Source organism: Modestobacter sp. VKM Ac-2977, from assembly GCF_026968045.1.
GTDB lineage: Bacteria > Actinomycetota > Actinomycetes > Mycobacteriales > Geodermatophilaceae > Modestobacter.
This window is the reverse complement of the sequence record NZ_JAPVBQ010000004.1, coordinates 202,203-220,470: the sequence shown is the minus strand read 5'-3', so window position 1 is coordinate 220,470 and position 18,268 is coordinate 202,203. Positions and strand designations below refer to the sequence as shown.

Below are 18,268 nucleotides of genomic sequence, written 5' to 3'. Positions count from 1 at the left end.
CGTCATCCCGGTCGATCCGACGAGTCCGACACTGGCTCTCGCGTTCCGGGGACGGGTCACCTCCTGCGCTGGTAGGCGCAGGTCACCGCAGGGAAGGACCTGTACGTGAGCGAGAGCACCGACCTCCTCGACGGCGAGCGCGACGCCGCCCCGTCCGACGAGGCAGCTGCCGGCAGCGGGACGGCTCCCCGTTCCCGCCGCCGTGGCAGCGGACTGTCCGGCATGCTGCTGCCCGAACTGCAGCGCCTGGCCGGCGAACTGGGCATCCCCGGCACCGGCAAGATGCGCAAGAGCGACCTCGTCGCCGCGATCTCCGAGCGGCAGGTGGGCGCCGGCCCCGCCGCCGAACCCACCTCGTCCGCCGGTGCGCCGGCCAGCACCCCGAGCATGCCCGCTCCCCGTGCCGACGAGCGCAGCACTGCTCCGGCAGCACCGCTGGAGGCCCCGGTCAGCGGCGGTGCCAACGGCGGTCCGGCGACCGTCCCCAGCACCGACGCCGCTCCCGCCGACGCTGCTCCCGCCGACGCTGCTCCCGCCGACGCGGCCCCCACGGGCCGTCGGCGCCGCGGGGCCAGCCGTCCGGCCGGGGCACCCACCGTCGACTCCCCGGCCGTCGCTGCTGCGGCCCCGGTCGCCGGAGACGACACCGCGGAGCCGGCCACGGTCGAGGCGGCCGAGCCGGCCCAGTCCGACAACCGCCCCGACGGTGACCGACCGCAGCGCAGCCGCAACCGGGACCGCGCCGAGCGTGCGCCCCGGGAAGGCGGCGAGCGCGAGGAGCGGGGCAACCGGGACTCCGGCAACCGCGACTCCGCCACCCGCGAGGAGCGGGGGAACCGCGACTCCGGCGAGCGGGAGGACCGCAACCGCGACTCCGGCAGCCGTGACGAGCGGAACAGCCGCGAGGACCGCAACCGGGACTCCGCCGGCCGGGACGAGCGGGGCGGCCGCGAGGGTGCCGATCGTGACGGGGAGCAGCGCGGCGGGCGCAACCGCAACGAGGGCGAGTCCGGTCGGCCGGGCCGCAACAACCGGGACGGCAACCGGAACGACGGCCCGGGCAACCGGAACGACGGCCCGGGCAACCGGAACGACGGCCGCGGCGACGCGGGCGCCAACCGGAACGACGCGAGCGCCAACCGCAACGACACCCGGAACGACGAGGACGACGACGACTTCGAGGGCGGCCGCGGTCGCCGTGGTCGTCGGTACCGCGATCGCAACCGGCGCGGCGGCAGCGCCGGCGGGCGCGAGCGCTTCGACCAGGGCGAGCCCACCGTCAGCGAGGACGACGTCCTCCTCCCGGTGGCGGGCATCCTGGACGTGCTGGACAGCTACGCGTTCGTCCGCACGTCGGGGTACCTGACCGGCCCGAACGACGTCTACGTCTCGCTGTCCCAGGTGCGTCGCTACGGCCTGCGCCGCGGCGACGCCATCACCGGCGCCGTCCGTCAGCCCCGTGAGGGCGAGAAGAAGGACAAGTACAACGCGCTGGTCCGGCTGGACTCGGTCAACGGGCTGGACCCGGAGCAGGCGCGCAACCGCCCCGAGTTCACCAAGCTGACCCCGCTCTACCCGCAGGACCGACTGCGGCTGGAGACCGAGTCGCACCTGATGACCACCCGGCTCATCGACCTCGTCATGCCGATCGGCAAGGGCCAGCGGGCGCTGATCGTCAGCCCGCCGAAGGCCGGCAAGACGATGGTGCTGCAGTCGATCGCCAACGCGATCACGACCAACAACCCCGAGGTCCACCTCATGGTGGTGCTGGTCGACGAGCGGCCCGAAGAGGTCACCGACATGCAGCGCTCGGTGAAGGGCGAGGTCATCGCCTCGACCTTCGACCGGCCGCCGGCCGACCACACCACGGTCGCCGAGCTGTCGATCGAGCGGGCCAAGCGCCTGGTCGAGATGGGCCACGACGTCGTCGTCCTGCTCGACTCGATCACCCGGCTGGGCCGCGCCTACAACCTGGCAGCCCCCGCCAGCGGGCGCATCCTCTCCGGTGGCGTGGACTCCACGGCGCTCTACCCGCCCAAGCGCTTCCTCGGGGCGGCCCGCAACATCGAGAACGGCGGCTCGCTGACGATCATCGCCTCGGCGCTGGTCGAGACCGGTTCGACGATGGACACGGTCATCTTCGAGGAGTTCAAGGGCACCGGGAACGCCGAGATCAAGCTGGACCGGCGGCTGGCCGACAAGCGGGTCTTCCCGGCGGTCGACGTGAACGCCTCGGGCACCCGCAAGGAGGAGATCCTCCTCTCGCCCGACGAGCTGGCGATCATCATCAAGCTGCGCCGGGTGCTGTCGGCCCTGGAGCCCCAGCAGGCCCTGGAGCTGCTGCTCGACCGGATGCGCAAGACGCGCAACAACATCGAGTTCCTGATGCAGGTGCAGAAGACGACCCTGGGTGTGAACGAGAAGGAGTGAGGACCTCCCCGCCCCCTGCCGCTCGCGGCGGGGGCGGGGGTGCACCTCACGTCCCGGCACCTGGCCAGGGCCGTACACTGGCCGACTGAGCCTCTGCCGCCGTCTCCCGGCGGTTGATCGAACCAGCAGACCCCGAGACCAGAGAGAGGGTGTACCGGCATGAAGGCCGACATCCACCCGCAGTACAACGTCACCGAGGTGACTTGTGGTTGCGGTAACACGTTCACCACCCGCAGCACCTCGCCGTCCGGTCAGCTGACCGTCGAGGTCTGCTCGGCGTGCCACCCCTTCTACACCGGCAAGCAGAAGATCCTGGACACCGGTGGCCGCGTCGCCCGCTTCGAGAAGCGGTTCGGCAAGCGCGCCCCCGGCACCCCCGCCGGCCAGTAGCACCCCCGACGGCGCCCGCGCCGCCCTGCACCAGGGCGGCGCGGGCGCCGTCGTCATGTCCGCTCCACCGGCCGGCGGCCTGTCGGGACCGAAGAACAGAGGAGTGCCCGTGAGCAGCAGCACCGGAGCCGGCAGCGACCGGCTCGCCGGCCTGCTCGCCGAGCATCGCGAGCTGGAGGCCGAGCTCGCCGACCCGGCGGTGCACTCCGATGCCGCGCGGGCCCGCCGGCTGGGCCGGCGGTACGCCCAGCTCGCCCCGGTCGTGGAGACCGCACGCGCGCTCGACGCCGCGACCGACGACCTCGCCGCCGCCCGCGAGCTCGCCGGGGAGGACGCCTCCTTCGCCGCCGAGGCCGACCAGCTGGCGGGCAGCGTCGGCGAGTTGACCGGCCGGCTCACCGAGCTGCTGCTGCCCAAGGACCCCGACGACGACAAGGACGTCATCCTCGAGATCAAGGCCGGGGAGGGCGGGGCGGAGTCGGCGCTGTTCGCCGGCGACCTGCTGCGGATGTACCTGCGCTACGCCGAGCGGCGCGGCTGGGCGACCGAGGTCCTCGACGCCGTCCAGGCCGAGCTGGGCGGGTACAAGGACGTCGCCGTGGCGATCAAGTCGCGCACCGACGAGGGGATCTTCGCCCGGCTGAAGTTCGAGGCCGGCGTGCACCGCGTGCAGCGGGTCCCGGTCACCGAGTCCCAGGGCCGGATCCACACCTCGGCGGCCGGGGTGCTCGTGCTCCCCGAGGCCGAGGAGGTCGACGTCAGCGTCGACCCGAACGACCTGCGCATCGACGTCTTCCGTTCCTCCGGGCCCGGCGGGCAGAGCGTCAACACCACCGACTCCGCGGTGCGGATCACGCACCTGCCCTCCGGGATCGTGGTCAGCTCGCAGAACGAGAAGAGCCAGCTGCAGAACCGCGAGTCCGCCCTGCGGGTGCTGCGTTCCCGGCTGCTCGCCGCCGCGCGGGAGGAGGCCGCCGCCACCGCGTCGGACCAGCGGCGCAGCCAGGTGCGGACGGTCGACCGCAGCGAGCGGGTGCGCACCTACAACTTCGCGGAGAACCGCATCGCCGACCACCGGGTCGGCTTCAAGGCGCACAACCTCGACCAGGTGCTGGACGGCGACCTCGACCCGGTCCTGGACGCGCTGACCGCGGCCGCGACTGCCGAGCTGCTGGCGGCCGGCTCCTGACCACGACCCCGTCCACCGGCCGGGCGCTGCTCGGCGACGCCGTCCGACGGCTCGCCGCGGCCGGCGTGGAGTCACCCCGGGTGGACGCCGAGCTGCTGTTGGCCGCCGTCCTCGGGGTGACGCGCACGGCGCTGCTGACCCTCGGCGAGGTGCCCGGCGAGCAGGCAGCCCGGTACGCCGCACTGGTCGAGGAGCGCGCCGCCCGGGTCCCGCTGCAGCACCTCACCGGGACCGCACCCTTCCGGCACCTCGAGCTGTCGGTCGGTCCCGGGGTCTTCGTGCCCCGCCCGGAGACCGAGCTCCTCGCCGGCTGGGTGCTGACCAGGATCGCCGGGCTGGCCGCGCCCACCGTCGTCGACCTGGGTGCGGGCTCCGGTGCGATCGCGCTCGCGGTGGCCAACGAGCACCCCGGCGCCCGGGTCGTGGCCGTCGAACGGGACGCCGCGGCGATCGAGTGGACCCGGCACAACGCCGCGGCCCGCGCCGCGGCCGGCGACACCCCCGTCGAGGTGCTGGCCGGCGACATGACCGACCCGGCGCTGCTGTGCGAGCTGGACGGCGTCGTGGACGTCGTGGTCTCCAACCCGCCCTACGTGCCCGACGGTGCCCGGTTGCCCCGGGAGGTCACCGAGCACGACCCGCCGCTGGCGCTGTGGGGCGGCCCGGACGGGCTCGACGTCGTCCGCGGGATGCTGGGCACGGCCGCGCGCCTGCTGCGCCCGGGCGGCTGGCTGGGCATCGAGCACGCCGACCAGCAGGGGAGTGCGCTGCCGGCGCTGGTCCGGGCCCACGGGCGGTGGGCCGACGTCGCCGACCACCGTGACCTCGCCGACCGGCCGCGCTACACGACCGCCCGGTCGTCCTCGCCGGGGCAGTGACAGACTCCCGAGCCGTGGCCGACGTCTTCGACTGCAGTGACCCCGACCAGCGCGAGGCGGGGCTGACCGCCGCCGCCATGGCGCTGTCCCGCGGTGAGCTCGTGCTGCTCCCGACCGACACCGTCTACGGGGTGGCCGCCGACGCGTTCACCCCGAGCGCGGTCACCCGGCTGCTGGCGGCCAAGAACCGGGGCCGCAACATGCCCGTCCCGGTGCTGGTGGGGGAGGCGTCCACGCTGGCCGGTCTGGTCGTCACCGTGCCCCAGGTGGCCCACGAGCTGGCCGCGGCCTTCTGGCCCGGGGGGCTGACCCTGGTGGTGGAGCACGCACCGTCGCTGGCGTGGGACCTCGGGGACGCCGACGGGACGGTCGCCGTCCGGCTGCCGGACGACGACGTGACCCGCGACCTGCTGCGGCGCACCGGCCCGCTCGCGGTCTCCAGCGCTAACCGCTCCGGCCGTCCGGCCGGCACGACCGCGGCAGAGGCGGCCTACCAGCTGGGCGAGCACGCCGCGGTGGTCCTGGACGGGGGGCCGCGCTCCGGCTCGGCGCCCAGCACGATCGTCGACTGCACGGCCCCGACCCCCCGGGTGCTCCGTCTGGGCGCCATCGAGCTGGAGCAGCTGCGCGAGGTCGTCCCCGGCATCACGGACTGACCCGCGCCGCACCGCGTCCGAGGGCTTCCGAGCGACTCACCTCACGGGATCGGCAGCCGGCCGCGGTGCGATGCGGAGCATCGCCCGGCCACAGCGATACCGTGGTGCGACAGCCGCGCGGCCCTCATCGACGAGTGCACGCGGGCACCCGCACCGAGCAGCAGGAGTGCACCCGCGATGAGCACCCCCTACTGGGGCCCGGACTTCGACGCCCTGGCCGACTTCGACCCGGAGATCTCCGGCGTGGTCCTCGACGAGCTCGACCGGCTGCGGGGCGGCCTGCAGCTGATCGCCAGCGAGAACTTCACCAGCCCCGCCGTCCTGGCCGCGCTGGGGAGCACGCTGTCGAACAAGTACGCCGAGGGCTACCCGGGACGGCGGTACTACGGCGGCTGCGAGGTCGTCGACCGGGCCGAGGAGATCGGCATCGCCCGCGGCAAGGAGCTGTTCGGCGCCGAGCACGTCAACCTGCAGCCGCACTCCGGTGCCAGCGCGAACCTGGCGGCCTACGGCGCCTTCCTGCAGCCCGGTGACACCCTGCTGGGCATGGCGCTGCCGCACGGCGGGCACCTCACCCACGGCACCAAGGTCTCCTTCTCCGGCAAGTGGTTCAACGCCGTGCAGTACGGCGTCGACGAGAAGACCGAGCACATCGACTACGACCAGGTCCGCGACCTGGCTCGCGAGCACCGGCCCAAGCTCATCGTCGCCGGTGGCTCGGCGATCCCGCGGCTGATCGACTTCGCCGCCTTCCGGGAGATCGCCGACGAGGTCGGCGCGATCTTCATGGTCGACGCGGCGCACTTCATCGGCCTGGTGGCCGGGAAGGCGATCCCCTCGCCGGTGCCCTACGCCGACGTCGTCACCTTCACCACGCACAAGGTGCTGCGCGGCCCCCGTGGCGGCGCCATCGTCTGCAAGGCGGAGCACGCCAAGGCCATCGACAAGTCGGCCTTCCCGATGATGCAGGGTGGCCCGCTCATGCACGCCATCGCCGCCAAGGCGGTGAACCTCAAGGAGTGCCTGCAGCCGGAGTACCAGGCCTACGCCCGTCAGGTGATCACCAACGCCCAGGCGCTCACCGAGGGCCTGGCCGCCGAGGGCCTGCGGCCGGTCGCCGGCGGCACCGACACCCACCTGGCGCTGCTGGACCTGCGCGAGGTCACCGACACCGCCGGCGAGCTGGTCACCGGCAAGGTCGCCGAGGCCCGCTGCGACGCGGCCGGCATCGTGCTGAACAAGAACGCCATCCCCTTCGACCCGCAGCCGGCCTCGGTCGCCTCCGGCGTCCGGGTCGGCAGCCCCTCGGTCACCACCCAGGGCATGGTGGAGGACGACATGAAGTCGATCGCCTCGCTCATCGGTGCCGCGATCCGGGACGCCGACGGCTCCCGGACGACCGAGGTCGCGGCCGGGGTGCGCGAGCTCGTCGGCGCCCACCCGGCCTACCCCGAGCCCACGCGCGTCGGCTGAGCCGTGCGCGAGTACGCCGTCGTCCTCCTCGCCGCCGCGCTGGTCACCTTCCTGGCCACGCCGGTGGTGCGGGTGGCGGCGGTCCGGTTCCGGGTGATGGCAGCGGTGCGTGACCGCGACGTGCACGTCATCCCCACCCCGCGGGGCGGGGGGGTGGCGATGTACCTCGGCGTGGCGGCCGGCGTCCTGGTCGCCTCGCAGCTGCCCTCACTGCAGCGCAGCTTCGAGTTCAGCACCCAGACGATCGCCGTCCTGGTGGCCGGGGGGCTGATCTGCGCGCTCGGGGTGCTCGACGACCGGTTCGGCCTGGACGCGCTCACCAAGCTGACCGGCCAGATCGCCGCGGCCGGGGTCATGGTGCTGCTCGGCGTGCAGCTGGCCTACGTGTTCCTGCCGGTCGCCGACATCGGCACCCTCTCCCTGGGCCCGGACGTCGGGGTGCCGGCGACGATCCTGCTGACCGTGCTGACGGTCAACGCGCTCAACTTCATCGATGGGCTGGACGGGCTGGCGGCCGGCGTCTCGGCGATCGCGGCGCTGGCCTTCTTCGCCTACAGCTACCACCTGGGGCTGGTCGGCTTCGACGACGTGGCCAGCGCACCGGCGCTGATCACCGCCGTGCTCGCCGGGGCGTGCCTGGGCTTCCTGCCGCACAACTTCAGCCCGGCCCGGATCTTCATGGGCGACTCCGGCTCGATGCTGGTCGGGCTGATGCTGTCGGCCGCCGCGGTCTCGGCCACCGGGCAGACCGACTCGCAGACCCTCGGCTCGGCGGCCAGCCTGCTGCCGCTGACCCTGCCGCTGCTCGTGCCGATCGCGGTGCTCTTCATCCCGTTCATCGACCTGCTGATGGCCGTGGTGCGCCGCACCCGGCGCGGTCAGTCACCGTTCAGCCCGGACAAGATGCACCTGCACCACCGGCTGCTGTCGATCGGCCACTCGCACCGCCGGGCCGTCTTGATCATGTACTTCTGGGCCGCGCTGCTGAGCTTCGGTGCCGTCGCCCTGTCCATCACCGGTGGCACCGTCGAAGTCCTGGTCATCGTGGGCGCGCTGCTCGTGGTGGGCGTCGTCGTCGTGCTGAGCCCACGCGCCCGCCGGGCGGCGATCGCCGCTCGTGAGGCCGAGCTCGCCGCGATGAAGGAGCGCAGCCGCGCCGCGCACCCGGCCAGCCGTGCGGTCCGGGACGGCGCCGGGACGACACGGCCCCCGACCCCTGTCGCGCCGTCCACCCCGGCCGGGGTGCGCCGATGAGCGGCGCCCGGGCGACCGGCGACGCACCCTGGGACCTGTCCTTCCTCCGGATCGGGCTGCTGGCCACCGCGGTGGTGACCGCAGTGGCTGCTGGTGCCGTCGGCGTGGCTCTCAGCTGGGCGGATGCGCTGACCGTCGTCATCGGTGCGACCGTCGTGACGGCGTTCTTCTGCGTCTCCGGGCTGGTGGTCGCGTGGGCCGGCAAGGTGGACGACACCTGGACCATGCCGGCCGCGCTGGGCACGTTCGGGCTCAAGGCGCTGGTGCTCTTCCCGCTGCTGACCGGCCTGCCGGCCGACGGGTGGCTGGACCGGCAGGTGCTGGCCTGGACGGTGGTCGCCGGCGCGCTGCTGTGGAGCGGTGTGCAGCTCCGCTGGGTCTGGACCCGCCAGCTGTTCTACGTCCCGCCGCCGACCCCACCGGGGGAGCGGCGGCATTCCCCGGAAAACCCGGCGCCGCGCGGCTGATAGTGTCCGAACCGATGGCCGAGGACACTCCCGAACCTGGGGGCGCTCGACCACGACCTGCGCGTGCAGCTCGTCAGCCCAGTGGGGCCGACATGGGCTGGGCGGTCACCGGGACGCTCCTGTCCGGGATGGCGGTGTGGGGCGGGGTCGGGTGGCTGATCGACCAGTGGCTGGACACGCTCGTGTTCCTCCCGGTCGGGATCGTCCTCGGCGTGACAGTGGCCATCTACGTGGTGGTCAAGACATACGGCGAACCCGACCCGGTCTCGGGGCGGAACGCCGGACACCCCCCGGGCGGACGACGGAGCCGGCCCAGGACGCAGAAGGGACAACGGTGACCTCCAGCGCCCACGCGCTCGGCGACGTGCTCGCTGTGGAGAGCGACCCCGGCGGCGGCTTCACGCCCCCGGGTCTCGGCGAGTTCTACCCCGAGGTTCTGACCAGCTTCTCCGTGCTGGGTGTCGGCTTCGAGATCACCCGGATCACGATCATCGCCTGGGTGGCCACGCTGGCGATGATCGCCTTCCTGGTGGCCGCGGTCCGCAAGCCGCAGATCGTGCCCGGCAAGATGCAGTTCATCGGGGAGACCGGCTACTCGTTCGTCCGCGACGGGATCGCCCGGGACGTCGTCGGCCCCAAGGGCCTGCCGTTCGCCCCGTTCCTCGCCTCGCTGTTCTTCTTCATCCTGGCGAACAACCTGATGGCGATCATCCCCCTCGCCCAGATCTCGCCGATGTCGAAGTTCGCGTTCCCGCTGGTGCTGGCGCTGATCTGCTGGGTCGTCTACATCGCGGTCGGCATCAAGAACCAGGGCCTGTGGCCCTACTTCCGGGACATCATGTTCCTGCCCGGTGTGCCCAAGCCGATGTACATCCTGATCACGCCGCTGGAGCTGCTGCAGAACTTCATCGTGCGGCCGTTCACGCTGGCGATCCGGCTCTTCGCCAACATGTTCGCCGGCCACATGCTGCTGGTGACGTTCGCCCTCGGGGCGACCTACCTGCTCTCGGTGGACAACTTCTCCGTCGTCTTCGGTCCGGTCTCGGCGCTGATGGCGATCGTGATGACGTTCTTCGAGCTGCTGGTCATCTTCCTGCAGGCCTACGTCTTCACGATGCTGATGGGCACCTACCTCAACGGCTCCGTCGAGGCCGCCCACTGACCTGCAGGAGGGTGACCGACCTGACAGGTCACCCGACTGGACTGCACCACCCGCACGACCCCGCCAGCCGCCCGGTGACCACCGGGCGACGACACAGGAGGAACACCCCGCAATGATCGAGGTTCTCGCAGAGATCAACGGCAGCATCGGTTCGGTCGGCTACGGCATCGCCACGATCGGCCCCGGCATCGGTGTGGGCCTCGTCTGGGCCGCCTACATCCAGGCCACCGCTCGCCAGCCCGAGTCGGCCGGCCTCACCCGTACCTACGCGTTCCTGGGCTTCGCCCTGGCCGAGGCGCTGGCGCTGATCGGCTTCGTCGCCCCCCTCGTCTACGGCTCGGGCGCCTGATCCCCACTCGTCGGACGAGTTCGGTCACTGACACCCAGACGAGGACGTTGAGAGCATGAACATCCTGGCTGCTGCGGAGGGCGCTAACCCGCTCCTCCCGCCCCTCGGCGAGATCATCGTCGGCCTGATCGCGTTCGCGGTCCTGCTGTTCGTGGTGGTCAAGTTCGTCGCGCCACGGTTCGAGCAGGTCTTCCAGGCCCGGCGCGCGGCGATCGAGGGCGGGATCGAGCGGGCCGAGGCCATGCAGGCCGAGGCCAAGGCGGCGCTGGAGCAGTACCGGGCCCAGCTCGCCGAGGCCCGCAACGAGGCCGCCCAGATCCGGGACTCCGCCCGGGCGGAGGGGCAGCAGATCATCGAGCAGCTGCGCGCCCAGGCCCAGGAGGAGTCGGCCCGGATCGTGGCCCGCGGCGAGGAGCAGCTCGCTGCCGCCCGTCAGCAGGTCGTGGCCGAGCTGCGTGGCCAGATCGGCAGCCTCGCCGTCGAGCTGGCCGGCCGGGTGGTCGGCGAGTCCCTGGCCGACGACGCCCGCCGCAGCGGGACCGTCGACCGGTTCCTCGACGAGCTGGACCAGATGGCCGCGAGCAACCCCGCCGGCAACGGCGCGGTGCAGCCGGCGGAGGGCGCCAACACCGGCAGCTCGGTGTACGTCCCCGAGGGCAAGCGCTGATGCACGCCTCCAGCCGGGCCGCGATGGAGGAGTCGCGGGCGAGCCTCCAGGAGAAGTCCCAGGGGGCTCGCAGCCGCAACCACGGGGACGTCCTGCTCACCCTGGCCGACGAGCTCTTCGCGGTGGCGAACCTGCTGGACGGCCAGCCGTCGCTGCGGCGCGCGCTGTCGGACGCCTCCGTGCGGCCCGACGACCGCGCCGGCCTGGCTCAGCGGCTGCTCTCCGGCCAGCTCGGTGCCGACACCCTGTCGGTCGTCGAGACGGTCGCCCGGCAGCGCTGGTCCCGCCCGCGGGACCTCGTGGAGGCCACCGAGACCCTCGGCACCGAGGCGGCGCTGGACGCCGCCGACGCGCGTGGCGAGCTGGAGGGGGTCGAGGACGAGCTGTTCCGGTTCGGCCGCATCGTGGCCGGCGACGCCGACCTCGCCCGCATCCTGGGTGACCGGTCCGCGCCGCGGGAGGGCAAGACCGCCCTCCTCGACCGGCTGCTCTCCGGCCGGGTCAGCCCGGTGACCGAGCGGCTGGTGCGGAACGCACTGACCAGTTCGCACGTGCACAACCCGGAGAACGAGGTCGAGCGGCTCTCCACGATGGCCGCGCGCCGCCGGGGGCGTTCGGTCGCCCACGTGACCTCCGCCGTCCCGTTGACGGCCGCGCAGGAGCAGCGGCTCATCGACGTGCTCGGCCGGCTCTACGGGCGGACGATGGGCCTGCAGGTCCAGGTCGACCCCGACGTGCTCGGTGGCCTGGTCGTCCGGGTGGACGACGAGGTCATCAACGGCAGCATCGCTGCGCGACTCGATGCCAGCGGCCGGCGGCTCGCCGGCTGAACCAGCTCGACCGGCACCGCCGCACCGCACCACCACAGACACCAGCAGGAAGAGGACGCAGAGCCATGGCCGAGCTGACGATCTCCGCGGACGAGATCCGCAGTGCCATCCAGAACTACGTCACCGACTACACCCCGGACGTCTCCCGGGAAGAGGTCGGGGTCGTCACCGAGTCCGGCGACGGGATCGCCCGGGTCGAGGGCCTGCCCTCGGTCATGACCAACGAGCTGCTCGAGTTCGAGGGCGGCGTGCGTGGCCTGGCCCTGAACCTCGACGTGCGCGAGGTCGGCGTCGTCATCCTGGGTGACTTCTCCGGCATCGAGGAAGGCCAGACGGTCCGCCGGACCGGCGAGGTCCTCTCGGTCCCCGTCGGCGACGGCTTCCTCGGCCGGGTCGTCGACCCGCTGGGCAACGCCATCGACGGCGGCAGCCCGATCGAGACCACCACCCGGCGCGCCCTCGAGCTGCAGGCGCCGACCGTGGTCCAGCGGCAGTCGGTGCACGAGCCGATGCAGACCGGCATCAAGGCGATCGACGCCATGACGCCGATCGGTCGCGGCCAGCGTCAGCTGATCATCGGCGACCGGCAGACCGGCAAGTCGGCGATCGCGCTGGACACGATCATCAACCAGAAGCAGGCCTGGGCGACCGGTGACCCGGCCCAGCAGGTGCGCTGCATCTACGTGGCGGTCGGCCAGAAGGGCTCGACGATCGCGGCGACCAAGGCCGCGCTCGAGGACGCCGGCGCGATGGAGTACACCACCATCGTCGCGGCCCCCGCCTCCGAGGCCGCCGGCTTCAAGTACATCGCCCCCTACACCGGCTCGGCCATCGGCCAGCACTGGATGTACGAGGGCAAGCACGTCCTCATCGTCTTCGACGACCTGTCGAAGCAGGCCGAGGCCTACCGCGCCGTCTCGCTGCTGCTGCGCCGCCCGCCGGGCCGTGAGGCCTACCCCGGCGACGTCTTCTACTTGCACTCCCGCCTGCTGGAGCGGTGCGCCAAGCTGAACGACGAGCTGGGCGCGGGTTCGATGACCGGGCTGCCGCTCATCGAGACCAAGGGCAACGACGTCTCGGCCTACATCCCGACCAACGTCATCTCGATCACCGACGGCCAGATCTTCCTGGAGACCGGCCTCTTCAACTCCGGTGTGCGCCCGGCGATCAACGTCGGCGTGTCGGTGTCCCGGGTGGGCGGTTCGGCGCAGATCAAGGCGATGAAGTCGGTCGCCGGCCGACTGCGTCTGGACCTGGCCCAGTTCCGTGAGCTGGAGGCCTTTGCCTCCTTCTCCTCCGACCTGGATGCCTCCAGCCGGGCGACCCTGGAGCGAGGTCAGCGTCTGGTCGAGCTGCTCAAGCAGGGCCAGTACTCGCCGTACCCGGTCGAGCGCGAGGTCGTCTCGCTGTGGCTGGGCACCACCGGCAAGCTGGACCGCGTGCCGGTGCCGGACGTGCGTCGCTTCGAGGCCGAGTTCCTCGACTTCCTGGGCCGGGGCGACAGCATCGTCTTCGACTCGATCCGGACCTCCAAGAAGCTCGAGGACGACACCGTCGCCAGCCTGGAGTCCTCGGTCGAGACGTTCTACGGCCAGTTCACCACCTCCGAGGGTGAGTCACTCCGGGGCAACGAGCCCGAGGCCGAGGCCATGGACGCTCGTGAGCGGGGCCAGGAGACCGTCCAGGTCAAGCGGGCCGGCTGACGATGGCTGGTTCCCTCCGCGCGCTGCGCCGCCGGATCCGCTCCACCCAGTCGACGAAGAAGATCTTCTCGGCTCAGGAGCTGATCGCTGCCGCACGCATCGTCCGTGCCCAGGCCCGGGTGGAGGCCTCCAAGCCCTATGCCCGGGAGATCACCCGCGTGCTGTCGGCGCTGGCGGGCTCGGCGAGCCTGGACCACCCGCTGCTGACCGACCGGGAGAACCCCCGGCGGGTCGCCGTCCTGGTGGTCACCTCCGACCGTGGATTCGCCGGTTCGTACAACGTCAACGTGCTGCGGCGGACCGAGGAGCTCCTCGCCCTGCTCCGTGACGAGGGCAAGGAGCCACTGCTCTACGTCGTCGGCCGCAAGGGCGAGACGTACTACCGGTTCCGCGACCGGGACGTGGAGGAGACCTGGAGCGGGTTCTCCGAGCAGCCCGGGTACGAGAACGCGCAGGACATCGGCCGCACCCTCATCGCCGCCTTCACCGCTGGTGAGGACGACGACGAGACCGGCGGCGGTGCCGACGACGTGCTCGGCGTGGACGAACTGCACATCGTCTACACCGAGTTCCGGTCCCTGCTCTCCCAGGTGCCGGTGGCCAACCGGATGGCGCCACTGGTCGTGGAGGAGGTCGACGAGCTGCGGGACGACCGCGACGCACAGGTCGAGGAGTCGCGCAGCTCCGACATCACGCCGTCGTACGAGTTCGAGCCGTCCCCCGAGCAGTTGCTGGACGCGTTGTTGCCGAAGTACGTGACCACCCGGATCTACGCGGCGCTGCTCGAGGCGGCTGCCTCGGAGTCGGCGTCGCGCCGCCGGGCGATGAAGTCGGCGTCGGACAACGCCGAGGAGCTGGCCAAGAACCTCTCCCGGCAGGCCAACGCGGCCCGCCAGGCGGAGATCACCCAGGAGATCAGCGAGATCGTCGGCGGTGCTGACGCACTCGTGTCGGCCAACGCCGACGACTGAGCCACCCGCCCCGTCCGCGGCACCGACCGCCGCGGACGGGGACCATCAAGACGCGAGACCACCGAGCCCGAGGGCAGGAGAGCAGCACAGATGACCGTCACCGAGGAACGTCCGTCCAGCCAGGAGACCGTCGGCGCAGGCCGCGTCGTCCGGGTCACGGGCCCGGTCGTCGACGTCGAGTTCCCCCGCGACGCGATGCCCGAGCTCTTCAACGCCCTCAAGGTCGAGGTCACCCTCGCCGACCTGGGCAAGACGCTGACCCTCGAGGTCGCCCAGCACCTGGGCGACAACGTGGTCCGCACCATCTCGATGGCCCCGACCGACGGTCTGGTCCGCGGCGCGCCGGTGAGCGACACCGGGTCCCCGATCATGGTGCCCGTCGGCGACGTGGTGACCGGCCACGTGTTCAACGCCCTGGGGGAGTGCCTGGACACCCCGGGCTACGCCGAGGACGCCCTGCACTGGTCGATCCACCGCAACGCGCCCAAGTTCGACCAGCTGGAAGGTCGTACCGAGCTGCTGGAGACGGGGATCAAGGTCATCGACCTGCTGACCCCCTACGTCCGCGGTGGGAAGATCGGCCTGTTCGGCGGTGCCGGCGTCGGCAAGACGGTGCTCATCCAGGAGATGATCCGTCGCGTCGCCCAGGAGTTCGGTGGTGTGTCGGTGTTCGCCGGCGTCGGGGAGCGCACCCGTGAGGGCAACGACCTCATCACCGAGATGACCGAGTCTGGCGTCATCAACTCGACCGCACTGGTCTTCGGTCAGATGGACGAGCCGCCGGGCACCCGGCTCCGCGTGGCGCTGTCCGCCCTGACGATGGCGGAGTACTTCCGCGACGAGCAGGACCAGGACGTGCTGCTCTTCATCGACAACATCTTCCGGTTCACCCAGGCCGGCTCCGAGGTCTCCACGCTGCTGGGGCGCATGCCCTCCGCGGTGGGCTACCAGCCGACCCTGGCCGATGAGATGGGCACGCTCCAGGAGCGGATCACCTCCACGCGGGGTCGGTCCATCACCTCGCTGCAGGCGATCTACGTGCCCGCCGACGACATCACCGACCCGGCGCCGCACACCACGTTCGCCCACCTCGACGCGACGACCGTGCTCTCCCGGCCGATCTCGGAGAAGGGCATCTACCCGGCCGTCGACCCGCTGGACTCCACCAGTCGGATCCTCGACGCGCAGTACATCGGGCAGGAGCACTACGACACCGCCCGTGAGGTCCAGCGGATCCTGCAGCGTTACCAGGAGCTGCAGGACATCATCGCGATCCTCGGCATCGACGAGCTCGGCGAAGAAGACAAGCTCACCGTCAACCGGGCCCGTCGCATCGAGCGGTTCCTCTCGCAGAACATGTTCGTCGCCGAGGCGTTCACCGGGCAGCCCGGGTCCTACGTCCCGCTGACCGAGACGCTGGAGGCCTTCAAGGCCCTGACGGTGGGCGACTACGACCACGTCCCGGAGCAGGCCTTCTTCATGTGCGGTGGCCTCGAGGACCTCGAGCGGAACTACGACAAGCTCAAGAAGAGCTGAGGAAGGACCCCCTCGCCCCCCGCCGCTCGCACGCTCGCGACGGGAGCTGCGAGGGGGCCGTTCCAACACCTCGCCCCGGCCGGGCATCCCTTCGGGGGTGCCCGGCCGTTGCGCTTCCCGGCCGTTGCGCTTCCCGGCCGTTGCGCTTCCCGGCCGTGGCGCTTCCCGGCCGTGGCGCTTCCCGGCCGTGACGGTCCGCGTGCGCGCGGCGCCGCTGTGCTGGCGGCACGCCATCCGTTCGAGTGGCCGGGAGCGCAGGGCCTCAAGTTCGGGCGGCCAGGTGACGAACATGTGCTCCGGTACGTCCGAGCAGCGGGCGTCACGCACAGGAGTACGACTCGTGCACACCAGAATGACCTCCCTGGTCCCCGGCACACGCCGGCTGTCACCGGGGCCTTCCAGGGAGGCCGACGACCGGCCGCTCCCTGACGACGTCCTGGAGTGGAGCTGGCCGCCGTACGCGCCGCTGCCCGTGGACAGCGAGCCGTTCGACACGGCCGAGTGGGCACCGCCATCGGTGGTGTGGCACCCGCAGCTGCGGCTGGGGCGCTGGACGGTGGTCTACCGCCGCACCGTCTGCTGACGGAACCCACCACCCGCCGGCCCGCGACGTGGTCGGCAGGGCCGAGTTCCCTCGATCGGGGCGGTGGCCGGGGAGGACGGGCAGCCTGTGGCGGGACCGCGGCCCGGCCGCCGGTACAGTGTCAGGGACCCGCTGCCGCGTCCGTCCGGACCGGCGGCCCGCATCACCGGCCTGGCACGGGCGGTCGATGACCCTGGAGGACTGACGTGGCGACCCTGCAGGTCGAGCTCGTGGCCGTGGAGAAGATGCTCTGGTCCGGTGAGGCCAGCATGGTCATCGCCCGCACGACCGAGGGTGAGCTCGGTGTCATGCCCGGTCACTCGCCCCTGCTGGGCGAACTGGCTCCCGGTGGTGTCGTGACGATCCGCACGGAGTCCGGGGAGGACCTCGTCGTCGCCGCGCACGGTGGCTTCCTCTCGGTGACCGAGCGAGGGGTCTCCATCCTGGCCGAGACCGCCGAGATCTCCACCGACATCGACGTGGAGCGGGCCCGGGAGGCGCTCCGCCGCGCGGAGCAGGACAGCGACGACCCAGAGGCCGTCGCCGCCGCGAGGCGAGCCCAGTCCCGGCTCCGCGCCGCCGGCCAGGACGCCTGACCGCCGCCTGAGTCCGTCCCGACCCGCCCTCGGCCGACGAGCCCCGCCCGGTGACCACCGCCGTCCTGGTCCTCGTCGGGCTGTTGCTGGTCGCGCTGGTCGCCGCCTTCCTGCTGCGCCGGCGGTTCCTGCTCTCCGGGTTGGGCGCGGTCACCATGTGGCTGCGCGCCCCCGGCACCTCCCGGTGGGCCGTGGGCGTGGCCTGGTACTCCGGCGACATGCTGCTCTGGTACCGCGCGTTGTCGCTGTCGGTCCGGCCGAACCGGCGCCTGTGCCGCGCCCAGTTCCAGGTCGACGCCCGGCGTCGCCCGACCGCCGAGGACCTGTCCCTGCCCGCCGACAGCGTCATCCTCACCGTCCGCACCGGGGCAGGGCCGCAGGAGCTGGCGATGGACTCCTCGACGGTCACCGGGTTCCTGTCCTGGATCGAGTCCGCCCCGCCGGTCGACCGCTGAAGAAGGACCCCGGGGGTCCTAGCTCTTGCGAGCCGCGCGCTGGGCGTGGACGCCGCTGTGGGCGCCGGGCTCCCACAGCACGTCACCGTCGGGGTTGGCGGCGCGGGCGAGGATGAAGAGCAGGTCCGAGAGCCGGTTGAGGTACCGCGCGGTCTCCTCGTTGGTCCGCTCCGCGTCGACCGTCAGCAACGCCCACACGCTGCGCTCGGCCCGCCGGGCCACCGTCCGCGCCGTGTGCAGCAGTGCGGCGAGCGGGGTGCCCCCCGGGAGGACGAACGAGGTGAGCGCGGGCAGGTCGGCGTTGGCGGTGTCGCAGGCCGCCTCCAGCCGCTCGGTGTACTCGGCGGTGATCCGCAGCGGCGGGTGCTCCGGCGCCTCCTGGATCGGGGTGGAGAGGTCGGCGCCGACGTCGAAGAGGTCGTTCTGCACGCTGCGGAGCAGCTCGGTGACCTCGGCCGACGGCCCGCCCAGCGCGACGGCGACCCCGATCGCACTGTTGGTCTCGTCGACGTCGGCGTAGGCCACCAGCCGCGGATCGGTCTTGGCCACCCGGGACATGTCCCCGAGGTGGGTCTGCCCGGCGTCACCGGTGCGGGTGTAGATGCGGGTCAGCCGGACGGTCATGGTGCCGAGCCTAGGCCGGACCAGGGGGCGAGGTGCCAGCCCCGCGCCCCGTCGG

Annotated in this window: 19 protein-coding genes; 18 read left to right on the top strand and 1 reads right to left on the bottom strand. The window is 72.2% G+C overall.

The window, feature by feature from the left end; genetic code table 11:
- Positions 1 to 105 precede the first annotated feature (105 nt).
- From rho to O2V63_RS17560, 18 genes are all read left to right on the top strand, one after another.
- Positions 106 to 2,430 (top strand): transcription termination factor Rho, encoded by a 2,325-nt coding sequence (rho, locus tag O2V63_RS17645; RefSeq protein WP_269168834.1) that lies wholly within the window; start codon positions 106 to 108, stop codon positions 2,428 to 2,430.
- Positions 2,431 to 2,589: 159 nt separating this feature from the next.
- The gene (gene rpmE, locus O2V63_RS17640) at positions 2,590 to 2,820 is read left to right on the top strand and encodes a 50S ribosomal protein L31 (protein WP_269168833.1); all 231 of its coding nucleotides are present in this window, start codon (positions 2,590 to 2,592) and stop codon (positions 2,818 to 2,820) included.
- Between the two features lie 109 nt (positions 2,821 to 2,929).
- Positions 2,930 to 4,009, top strand: coding sequence for a peptide chain release factor 1 (gene prfA / locus O2V63_RS17635; protein ID WP_269168832.1), 1,080 nt, complete (start codon positions 2,930 to 2,932; stop codon positions 4,007 to 4,009).
- The gene (gene prmC / locus O2V63_RS17630) at positions 4,006 to 4,887 is read left to right on the top strand and encodes a peptide chain release factor N(5)-glutamine methyltransferase (RefSeq protein WP_269169140.1); all 882 of its coding nucleotides are present in this window, start codon (positions 4,006 to 4,008) and stop codon (positions 4,885 to 4,887) included. Before prfA ends, prmC begins: the two co-directional genes overlap by 4 nt.
- A gap of 14 nt (positions 4,888 to 4,901) precedes the next feature.
- Positions 4,902 to 5,543: an L-threonylcarbamoyladenylate synthase gene (locus O2V63_RS17625; protein ID WP_269168831.1), complete on the top strand. Its 642-nt coding sequence runs from the start codon at positions 4,902 to 4,904 to the stop codon at positions 5,541 to 5,543.
- A gap of 177 nt (positions 5,544 to 5,720) precedes the next feature.
- Positions 5,721 to 7,016: a serine hydroxymethyltransferase gene (gene glyA, locus O2V63_RS17620; RefSeq protein WP_269168830.1), complete on the top strand. Its 1,296-nt coding sequence runs from the start codon at positions 5,721 to 5,723 to the stop codon at positions 7,014 to 7,016.
- Between the two features lie 3 nt (positions 7,017 to 7,019).
- Entirely contained in the window at positions 7,020 to 8,270 is a 1,251-nt protein-coding gene (locus tag O2V63_RS17615; RefSeq protein WP_269164684.1) for a glycosyltransferase family 4 protein, read from the top strand.
- On the top strand, positions 8,267 to 8,737 hold the full coding sequence (locus O2V63_RS17610; RefSeq protein WP_269168829.1) for a hypothetical protein: 471 nt from the start codon (positions 8,267 to 8,269) through the stop codon (positions 8,735 to 8,737). Before O2V63_RS17615 ends, O2V63_RS17610 begins: the two co-directional genes overlap by 4 nt.
- 334 nt (positions 8,738 to 9,071) lie before the next feature.
- A complete protein-coding gene (atpB, locus tag O2V63_RS17605) occupies positions 9,072 to 9,899 on the top strand; it encodes a F0F1 ATP synthase subunit A (protein WP_269168828.1) in 828 nt (275 codons plus the stop codon).
- A 112-nt stretch (positions 9,900 to 10,011) separates the two neighbouring features.
- A complete protein-coding gene (gene atpE / locus O2V63_RS17600; protein ID WP_269168827.1) occupies positions 10,012 to 10,248 on the top strand; it encodes an ATP synthase F0 subunit C in 237 nt (78 codons plus the stop codon).
- Between the two features lie 55 nt (positions 10,249 to 10,303).
- Positions 10,304 to 10,915, top strand: coding sequence for a F0F1 ATP synthase subunit B (locus tag O2V63_RS17595; RefSeq protein WP_269168826.1), 612 nt, complete (start codon positions 10,304 to 10,306; stop codon positions 10,913 to 10,915).
- On the top strand, positions 10,915 to 11,745 hold the full coding sequence (locus O2V63_RS17590; RefSeq protein ID WP_269168825.1) for a F0F1 ATP synthase subunit delta: 831 nt from the start codon (positions 10,915 to 10,917) through the stop codon (positions 11,743 to 11,745). The genes O2V63_RS17595 and O2V63_RS17590 overlap by 1 nt, the downstream gene beginning before the upstream one ends.
- Positions 11,746 to 11,810: 65 nt before the next feature.
- The gene (gene atpA, locus O2V63_RS17585) at positions 11,811 to 13,448 is read left to right on the top strand and encodes a F0F1 ATP synthase subunit alpha (protein ID WP_164702310.1); all 1,638 of its coding nucleotides are present in this window, start codon (positions 11,811 to 11,813) and stop codon (positions 13,446 to 13,448) included.
- Between the two features lie 2 nt (positions 13,449 to 13,450).
- Complete coding sequence (locus tag O2V63_RS17580) at positions 13,451 to 14,419, top strand: F0F1 ATP synthase subunit gamma (protein WP_269164689.1); 969 nt, start codon at positions 13,451 to 13,453, stop codon at positions 14,417 to 14,419.
- A 90-nt stretch (positions 14,420 to 14,509) separates the two neighbouring features.
- Complete coding sequence (gene atpD / locus O2V63_RS17575) at positions 14,510 to 15,955, top strand: F0F1 ATP synthase subunit beta (protein ID WP_036340163.1); 1,446 nt, start codon at positions 14,510 to 14,512, stop codon at positions 15,953 to 15,955.
- A 352-nt stretch (positions 15,956 to 16,307) separates the two neighbouring features.
- A complete protein-coding gene (locus O2V63_RS17570) occupies positions 16,308 to 16,538 on the top strand; it encodes a hypothetical protein (protein WP_269168824.1) in 231 nt (76 codons plus the stop codon).
- A gap of 206 nt (positions 16,539 to 16,744) precedes the next feature.
- Positions 16,745 to 17,134, top strand: a complete 390-nt coding sequence (locus O2V63_RS17565) for a F0F1 ATP synthase subunit epsilon (protein WP_036340158.1) — start codon at positions 16,745 to 16,747, stop codon at positions 17,132 to 17,134.
- A gap of 50 nt (positions 17,135 to 17,184) precedes the next feature.
- Positions 17,185 to 17,589: a DUF2550 domain-containing protein gene (locus O2V63_RS17560; RefSeq protein ID WP_269168823.1), complete on the top strand. Its 405-nt coding sequence runs from the start codon at positions 17,185 to 17,187 to the stop codon at positions 17,587 to 17,589.
- 18 nt (positions 17,590 to 17,607) lie between these two features.
- Here the strand turns inward: O2V63_RS17560 and O2V63_RS17555 are convergent, their stop codons facing one another.
- A complete protein-coding gene (locus tag O2V63_RS17555; protein ID WP_269168822.1) occupies positions 17,608 to 18,213 on the bottom strand; it encodes a cob(I)yrinic acid a,c-diamide adenosyltransferase in 606 nt (201 codons plus the stop codon).
- Positions 18,214 to 18,268 lie beyond the last annotated feature (55 nt).